Raw genomic sequence first — 8,082 nt, 5'->3', positions numbered from 1 at the left:
TGCACAAGCTGCGCAACAGCAAGTTCGATTTCGTGGTGACGGACATCAACATGCCGAACATGAACGGCTTCCAGCTGCTCACCGAAATCAAGCAGGACGACAAACTCAAGCACCTTCCCGTGCTGATGGTGACGGCCGAGGCCCGCAAGGAGGACATCGTGGCAGCGGCCCAGGGCGGTGCGGCAGGCTACATCGTCAAGCCCTTCACCAAGGCCACGCTGGAAGAGAAAGTCAACCTGATCCTCAAAAAGCTGGGCCTGTAGGGCGCGCGCCATGAGCAACCCGGATGTCCCCGACAGCGTCCACTACAAGGTAGGCGTTCTCACACGCCAGCTGCATGACTCGCTCAACGAGCTGGGCTATGCGGACCGATTGCGCGGCAGCATGGGAGAGCTGCCGGATGCGCAAAGCCGCCTTTCCTACATTGCGCGGCTGACCGGAGAGGCCGCCGAGAAGGTCCTCAACCGTGTCGAGCTGGCCAAGAGCCAGCAGGACCGGCTGGCCGAGCGCGTGCGCGCCATGCGCGCGCAGCTGGTCGAGGATCCCGTGGCGGCCGTGGCCAAGGGCCGGGTGATGAACTTCCTCGAAGAGGTCGAGCAGGACACGCAGCAGGCCGATGAGCACCTCACCGAGATCATGATGTCCCAGGACTTCCACGATCTCACGGGCCAGGTCATCGCCCGCGTGGTGTCGCTGGCCGCCGACCTGGAGGACCAGCTGGTGCAGCTGCTCATCCAGACCTCGCCCAACCCGCAGCAGACGGCGCTGGAGCCGCTGGAAAAGCCCAAGGAGCACCTGGCCGGCCCCGTGGTCGATCCCGAGAAGACACCCGATGTGGTGACTTCACAGTCCCAGGTGGACGATCTGCTGGCCAGCCTGGGGTTCTGACACACCCCGGGGCGCCATGCGCCTTTGCATTGGCATTTGCACGGCAACCCTTCCCGCTGCGGGGCAAGGGTTTGCCGGCGTGCCGCTGCCTGCCGCACCACACCCCAGACAGCGCATAAGCGCCGCTTGAGCCCTGCTTATCGGGGCTTCGCCCATCCGGCTTGTTCCGACAATGACGCAAATCCTTCCGTCATTGCGCCATGGACTCCAGCCAAGACAAAAACCTGCCAGCCACCGAACGCAAACTGCAGAAAACGCGTTCTGACGGCCAGGGTGCGCGCTCCCGGGACCTGTCCCACCTGGCCATCCTGGGCACGGGCGCGCTGATGATGCTGATGGGCGCCGAGCCCCTGATCCAGCACATGCGCATGGCGCTGGCCCAGCAACTGGCGTTCGACGCGCACACGGCCAAGACCCCGGCCCTGATGATGGAGCGCATGCTGTCCATGGGCAGCCTGGGCCTGAAGATTTCCCTGGGCGTTGCCGCCGTGACCACGGCCGCGGCCGTGCTGTCGGGCATGCTGGCCGGCGGCTGGATCCTGAGCCTCAAGCCCATACAGCCGCAGTTCAACCGTCTCAACCCGCTGTCGGGCCTGACCAATCTGTTTTCCAAGCAGCAGATGGTGACCGTGGCCAAGATGGTGGCGATGACGGCCATCCTCTCCTTCGTGGCCTGGAAGTTCCTGAGCAGCCACATCGCCGAGATCGCCGCCATCTCCTCCCAGCCTTCGGCCATGGCGCTGACCATGACCGGGCAGTGGCTGGCCAGCGGCGTGGCCCTGCTGCTGCTGGTGGTGTTCCTGATGGCCGTGATCGACGTGCCGCTGCAGGCCTACCTGTTCAAGTCGCGCCTGAAGATGAGCCACGAGGAAGTCAAGCAGGAGCACAAGGAGTCCGACGGCAACCCGCAGATCAAGAGCAAGATCCGCCAGAAGCAGCGCGAGATCGCCGACCGTGCCAGCGTCAACGCCGTGCCGCGCGCCGACTTCGTGGTCACCAACCCCACGCACTATGCCGTGGCGCTGCGCTACGACGAAAAGACCATGGCCGCCCCGCAGGTCATCTCCAAGGGCACGGACCTGGTGGCCCTGAAGATCCGCGAGGTCGCGGGCGCCCACAAGATACCGGTGCTCGAATCCCCGATGCTGGCGCGCGCCCTGTACGCGCACGCCGACCTGGACCAGGCCATTCCCGCCGCGCTGTACACGGCCGTGGCCCAGGTCCTGGCCTATGTCTACCGCCTGAAGGCCGCACTGCGCGGCGAAGGCCCCATGCCTGGCGATCTCGGCGAACCCGCCGTGCCCGCCGAACTCGATCCGCACCAGGGCCGCCGCGCGCCCGCCGCCGCGACCACTGAAGGTACTGCTCCATGACGACGAATCCGCTCCAATCCCTGCAATCGATGTGGTCGGGCGAGAACACCAGGTTCGCCCAGGGCCTGATGGCGCCGCTGCTGGTGGTGGCCATCCTGGCGCTGATGGTGCTGCCGATTCCGCCGTGGCTGCTGGACACGTTCTTCACGCTGAACATTGCCGTGGCGCTGATGGTGATGATGGTGGCGGCCTACATGATCCGGCCGCTGGACTTTGCGGCCTTCCCCTCGGTGCTGCTGCTGACCACGCTGATGCGCCTGTCGCTGAACGTGGCCTCCACACGCGTGGTGCTGCTGGAAGGCCACACCGGCCCCGGAGCGGCCGGTGCGGTGATCGAGGCCTTCGGCCACTTCCTGATCGGCGGCAACTTCGCGGTCGGCCTGATCGTGTTCGCCATCCTGGTGGTGATCAACTTCGTGGTGATCACCAAGGGTGCCGAGCGTATCGCCGAAGTCTCGGCCCGCTTCACCCTGGACGCCATGCCCGGCAAGCAGATGGCCGTGGATGCCGACCTGAACGCCGGCCTGATCGACGAAAAGGAAGCCAAGCGCCGCCGCGCCGAGGTGCAGGAGGAAGCCAACTTCTTCGGCTCCATGGACGGTGCCAGCAAGTTCGTGCGCGGCGACGCGGTCGCCGGCATCCTGATCCTGGTGATCAACATCATCGGCGGCTTCGCCATCGGCATGATCCAGCACGGCCTGTCGGCCGGCCAGGCCGCCGACAGCTACATCCTGCTGGCCGTGGGCGATGCGCTGGTCGCACAGATCCCCGGCCTGCTGATCTCGGTGGCCGCGGCCATGGTGATCTCGCGCGTGGGCAAGGAAACCGACATGGGCCAGCAGATCGCGCAGCAGCTGTTCATGTCGCCCAAGGTGCTGGGCATCACGGCCGGCGTGCTGGGCCTGCTGGGTGTCATTCCGGGCATGCCCCACGTCGTGTTCCTGAGCACGGGCGCAATGCTGGGCTGGCTGGCCTGGATGCTCTCGCGCCGCCAGCAGGAACGCGCCGCCCAGCAAACCCAGGCCCCCGCCCCCGTGGCCGCGCCCAGCGACGGCGAAGCCACCTGGGACGACCTGCAGCCCGTGGACCTGCTGGGCCTGGAGCTGGGCTACCGCCTGATCACTCTGGTGGACAAGGGCCGCCAGGGCGACCTGCTGACCCGCATCAAGGGCGTGCGCCGCAAGTTCGCACAGGAAGTGGGCTTTCTGCCCCCGGCCGTGCACGTGCGCGACAACCTGGAGCTCAAGCCCAGCGCCTACCGCATCACCCTGCGCGGCGTGATGGTGGGCGAGGGCGAGGCCTTCCCCGGCATGTTCCTGGCCATCAATCCGGGCGGCATCAGCACCCCGCTGATCGGCACCCAGACCACCGACCCGGCCTTCGGCCTGCCCGCCCACTGGATCGACGAACGCCAGAAGGAAGCGGCACAAATGGCAGGCTTTACCGTGGTTGATTCGGAAACCGTGATGGCCACCCATTTGTCACACTTGATGCAAGTGCATGCCGCCAAGCTGATCAGCCGTACCGAGACGCAGCAGTTGGTGGAGCATGTGGCCAAACTGGCTCCCAAGCTGATCGAAGAAGTCATTCCGAAAATGGTGTCCATCACGACGTTCCAGAAAGTGCTCCAGCTGCTGCTGGAAGACTCGGTGCACGTGCGTGACATCCGCACCATCATCGAGACGCTGGCCGAGCACTCCTCGACCACGCAGGACCCTGTCGAGCTGGCCCGCCGCGTGCGCATTGCACTGTCGCCGTCCATCGTCCAGCAGATCTACGGCCCGACCCGCGAGCTGAACGTCATCGCCATCGAGCCCGGACTCGAACGCCTGCTGGTGCAGGCCCTGTCCAACCCCGGCTCCCCCTCACTGGATCCCGGCGTGGCCGAGATCCTCACCCAGAAGGCGGCCGACATGGCCAACCAGCAAGAAGAGCTGGGCCTGCCTGCCTGCCTGCTGGTTCCCGATTCCATCCGCAATTCCATTGCCCGCCTGGTGCGCCGCGTGGCGCCGCGTCTGCAGGTTCTCGCCCACAGCGAGATCCCCGAAACGCACACCATCCGCATCGGCTCGATTCTTAAAGGTGCATCCGCATGAACATCAAACGCTTCTACGCCCCCACCTCCCGCGAGGCCCTGGCCAAGGCGCGCATGGCTTTCGGAGCGGGCACCCTGATCCTGTCCAACCGCAGCACGCCCGATGGCGTCGAGGTCATGGCCACGGCCGAGGACACGCTGGAGCACAGCAAGGCCGCCGCCAGCAGCACGCCGCTGCAGCAGGCCATCGAGCGCCGCTCGGCCGAGGAGACCACGGGCCTGCGTCCCCAGCTGCAGGCCCAGCTGATCCAGGCGCATACCCAGCCGCGCACGGCACAGCAGGCTTCGCCGACGCCCTCACAGGCGGCTTCGCTGGCAGCCTCGCTGTCGGCAAATGGTGCCGAGCCCGCCGGCCTGCGCCAGAGCGTGCAGGAAGACACCGAGCAACTGGCCATGAGCACCCTGTCCTTCCAGGACTACGTGCGCGAACGCATGCTGCGCCGCCGCCACGAGGCCGGCGTCGACGAGCCCCTGCCCAGCTTTGCCCAGCGCCGCAGCCTGGGCGACGCCCTGCGCGAAGCGCCGGCCGCCGCGCCCATGGCCGCACAGCAGCCGTTCAAGGCACAGCCCGCGCCTTCCGTGGCCCGCCACAATCCGCTGCGCGCCAGCGCCGAGGCGCCGCTGCGCGAGCCCCTGCGCAGCGAACCCGCTCCAGCCATGGCCTCCCAGGCGCTGCGCGATGAGCTGCAGTCCGTGCGCGACCTGATCGAAGAGCGCTTCAACACCCTGACCTGGCTGGGCCAGACGCGCCAGAACCCCATCCACGCCAATCTCACGCACAAGCTGATCCGCGCGGGCTACTCCCCCGTGCTGGCCCGCGCCCTGGTCGAGCACATGCCCCAGGACCTGTCCGCCGGCGACGCCGTGCGCTGGCTGATGCAGGTGCTGGAACGCAATCTGCGCACCGACGCCGGCCAGGAGCCGCTGTACGAGCAAGGCGGCGTCTTCGCCCTGGTGGGCTCCACCGGCGTGGGCAAGACCACGACCACGGCCAAGCTGGCGGCCCTGTGCGCGGCCAAGTACGGCGCCTCCAGCGTCGGCCTGATCACCCTGGACACCTACCGCGTCGGCGCCCACGACCAGCTGCGCTCCTACGGCCGCATGCTGGGCATGGTCGCCCACCTGGCCCATGACCGCGCCGCGCTGCAGGACCTGCTGGGCCTGCTGGCCAACAAGCAGCTGGTGCTGATCGACACCACGGGCGTGGCCCCGCGCGATCCGCGCAAGGACGAAATCCTGGACCTGCTGGACCTGCCCGGCGTGCAAAAGCTGCTGGCCGTGAACGCGGCCGGCCAGGGCGATGCGCTGGACGATGTGATGCAGGCCTTCAAGGCACGCGGATCCAGCCAGGCCATCCTCACCAAGGTGGACGAGGCCGTGAAGCTGGGCCCCTCGGTGGACACGCTGATCCGCCACCAGATGCAGCTGCGCGGCGTGACCAACGGCCAGCGCGTGCCCGAAGATTGGGAGCGCGCCGATGCGCAGCAGCTGGTCTCCGCCTCCATGCGCGCCTCCACCCGCTCGGCCTTCGATCCCAAGGCGCTGGACCTGGACTTCTTCTTCACCCCGTCCAGCCCCAGCACCATGGACAGCGAGGTCAGCCATGCTTGAGACCTTCCCCCAGCTGCACCAGGGCCTGGGCCTGCACGGCCAGCCCGGCGCCGCAGCACCGTCCAGCCTGCGTGTGCTGGCCATGCTGCGCGACACGGCGGCCGACCCTGAAGGCCAGTCCGAGCAATCCCTTCTGTGGCCGGTCTGCGCCAGCCTGCAGCGCCTGGGCATGCCCGTCCTTGTGCTCGATGCCAGCCAGGGCGAGGCGGCCGACGCGCCTGGCCTGGCCCAGCTGCTGCAGCAAAGCGCCTGGCAGGCCCGTACCGGCCTGCACCCCGACCCCCGTCACAGCTCGGTGGCCGTGCTGCCTGCCCGCCAGGGCCTGGAGCTGCTGCCCCTGCAGGCACGGCAAGCCGGCATGACGCCCATGCAATGGCTGCAGCGCCATGTGCGCGGCTATGCCATCGTCATGCTGTATGCCGATGCCGACACACTGGCCCGCAATCTTCCCGGCCAGGCCGTGCACCCGCTGATGGTGCTGCCCGAACACGGCCCCCGCGTGCTGGGCTGCTACCGCCAGCTCAAGCAGCTGGCCGTGCATGCCGGCCTGCGCTGCCTGCTGGCGCCGCTGCTGCCCGGCGCTGACCCCGTGGATGTGACCAGCTACGATTGGCGCCGCGGACAGACCGGTGCCCGCAGCCAGGCCGAGGATGCGCAACGGCGCCAGTCACAGATCGACGCGCTGCTGCGCTGCGCACAGCGCCATCTGGGCCACGCGCCCGGGCTGCTGCCCGTGCGCCTGCACCATGCACCGGACCTGCAGCGCCTGGCGCTGCAGTTGCTCAACCATGCGGGCAGCGTATTGCCGCATGGCGGCCAGGACCTGGCCGCCGGCTACGCACCGCTGCCTGCATCCCATGCCTGGAGCCACTGACTGCCATGTACACCGCCAAAGGCCAACTCGACCGCGATGCACTGATCCGTCGGCATGTACCCCTGGTACGCCGGATCGCGCTGCACATGATCGCCAAGCTGCCTCCCAATGTGGAGCTTGATGATCTGATACAGGTCGGAATGATCGGCCTGGCCGAAGCCCTGTCCCGCTTCGAGAGCGAGCAGGGCGTGCAATTCGAGACCTTCGCCAGCCAGCGCATCCGCGGCGCCATGCTTGATGAACTGCGCGAGGGCGACTGGATGAGCCGCAGCTCGCGCAAGAGCCAGAAGGACATAGAGCACGCGCTGCACCGCCTGGAGCAGCGCCTGGGACGCACCCCGCTGGAGTCCGAGATCGCCGACGAGCTGGGCATGGACCTGGACGACTACCAGTCGCTGCTGGGCAAGGTGCGCGGCACTCAGCTGGTGTACCTGGAAGACATGTCAGGCGGCGACGAGGGCGAGGACTTCCTCGAACGCCACGTGGCCGACAGCGGCGCCGACCCCTTTGCGCTGCTGCGCGACCACCGCCTGCGCGTGGCCCTGGTCGAAGCCATCAAGGCCCTGCCCGAGCGCGAGCAGTACATCATGGGCATGTACTACGAGCACGACATGAACCTCAAGGAAATCGCCGCCGTGCTGGGCGTGACCGAATCGCGTGTGTGCCAGCTGCACAGCCAGGCGATTGCGCGCCTGCGGACGAAGATGCGGGCGCATTGACTGGGGGCACCCCCTGAGGCGCTGACGCGCCTTCCCCCTCTCTACCCGCTTCGCGGGGGAGGGGGACGACACCCTCGCGGCGGGGCGGCCCTTGCTCGGTGTCCCTCGCTTTGGGCCTCGTCGGTTTTTTGCGCTGCTGGTCTGATCTATGTTTGCGGGTCGATACAGCCTTCCCCGCCTTCCGCCCCCTCTCCTCTCTCCCATTCCCCTTTTCTATGCGCTGCCGCGCATGGCCTGGACTTCGCGTTCGAAGATGCGCCAGAAGGCGGGTTCCTGCGTAGTGGCGAAGTTGATGCGCATGCAGGTGCTGGGCTGGCGGCCGGCGTGGAACATGGAGCCGGGGGCGATGAAGTAGCCGGCGTCCAGCAGGCGCTGGGCCAGGGTTTCGGTGTCCACGCCGGTGTCCACCCAGCCGAACATGCCGGCCGGCTCGGCCGCGAAGCGGGCTCCGGCCTGCTGGGCCAGTGCCACGCTGCGCATGCGGGCCTGGGCCAGGTGCTGGCGCAGGCGCTCGGCATGGCG

At 67.8% G+C, this 8,082-nt stretch carries 8 protein-coding genes; 7 read left to right on the top strand and 1 reads right to left on the bottom strand.

Features of this window, described 5'->3' with window-relative positions:
* From L995_RS08615 to L995_RS08585, 7 genes are all read left to right on the top strand, one after another.
* On the top strand, nt 1-263 hold a 263-nt coding region (locus tag L995_RS08615; RefSeq protein ID WP_047471003.1), incomplete at its 5' end, for a response regulator.
* 10 nt (nt 264-273) lie between these two features.
* The gene (locus L995_RS08610) at nt 274-888 is read left to right on the top strand and encodes a protein phosphatase CheZ (RefSeq protein ID WP_016449290.1); all 615 of its coding nucleotides are present in this window, start codon (nt 274-276) and stop codon (nt 886-888) included.
* Nucleotides 889-1,088: 200 nt separating this feature from the next.
* The gene (locus tag L995_RS08605; protein ID WP_047471001.1) at nt 1,089-2,261 is read left to right on the top strand and encodes an EscU/YscU/HrcU family type III secretion system export apparatus switch protein; all 1,173 of its coding nucleotides are present in this window, start codon (nt 1,089-1,091) and stop codon (nt 2,259-2,261) included.
* A complete protein-coding gene (gene flhA / locus L995_RS08600; RefSeq protein WP_047470999.1) occupies nt 2,258-4,357 on the top strand; it encodes a flagellar biosynthesis protein FlhA in 2,100 nt (699 codons plus the stop codon). Before L995_RS08605 ends, flhA begins: the two co-directional genes overlap by 4 nt.
* The gene (flhF, locus tag L995_RS08595) at nt 4,354-5,967 is read left to right on the top strand and encodes a flagellar biosynthesis protein FlhF (RefSeq protein WP_047470997.1); all 1,614 of its coding nucleotides are present in this window, start codon (nt 4,354-4,356) and stop codon (nt 5,965-5,967) included. The genes flhA and flhF overlap by 4 nt, the downstream gene beginning before the upstream one ends.
* The gene (locus L995_RS08590; protein ID WP_016449286.1) at nt 5,960-6,841 is read left to right on the top strand and encodes a hypothetical protein; all 882 of its coding nucleotides are present in this window, start codon (nt 5,960-5,962) and stop codon (nt 6,839-6,841) included. Before flhF ends, L995_RS08590 begins: the two co-directional genes overlap by 8 nt.
* Before the next feature lie 5 nt (nt 6,842-6,846).
* Nucleotides 6,847-7,560, top strand: a complete 714-nt coding sequence (locus L995_RS08585) for an RNA polymerase sigma factor FliA (protein ID WP_012202528.1) — start codon at nt 6,847-6,849, stop codon at nt 7,558-7,560.
* Nucleotides 7,561-7,773: 213 nt separating this feature from the next.
* On the opposite strand, the gene L995_RS08580 is transcribed toward L995_RS08585, so the two are convergent.
* Nucleotides 7,774-8,082, bottom strand: a 309-nt coding sequence (locus L995_RS08580; RefSeq protein ID WP_047470994.1) for an aminotransferase class I/II-fold pyridoxal phosphate-dependent enzyme, incomplete at its 5' end; no start/stop codon positions are given.

This window comes from Delftia sp. ZNC0008, from assembly GCF_000799035.1.
Lineage (GTDB): Bacteria > Pseudomonadota > Gammaproteobacteria > Burkholderiales > Burkholderiaceae_C > Comamonas > Comamonas tsuruhatensis.
This window is presented reverse-complemented; position numbering and strand designations above follow the sequence as displayed.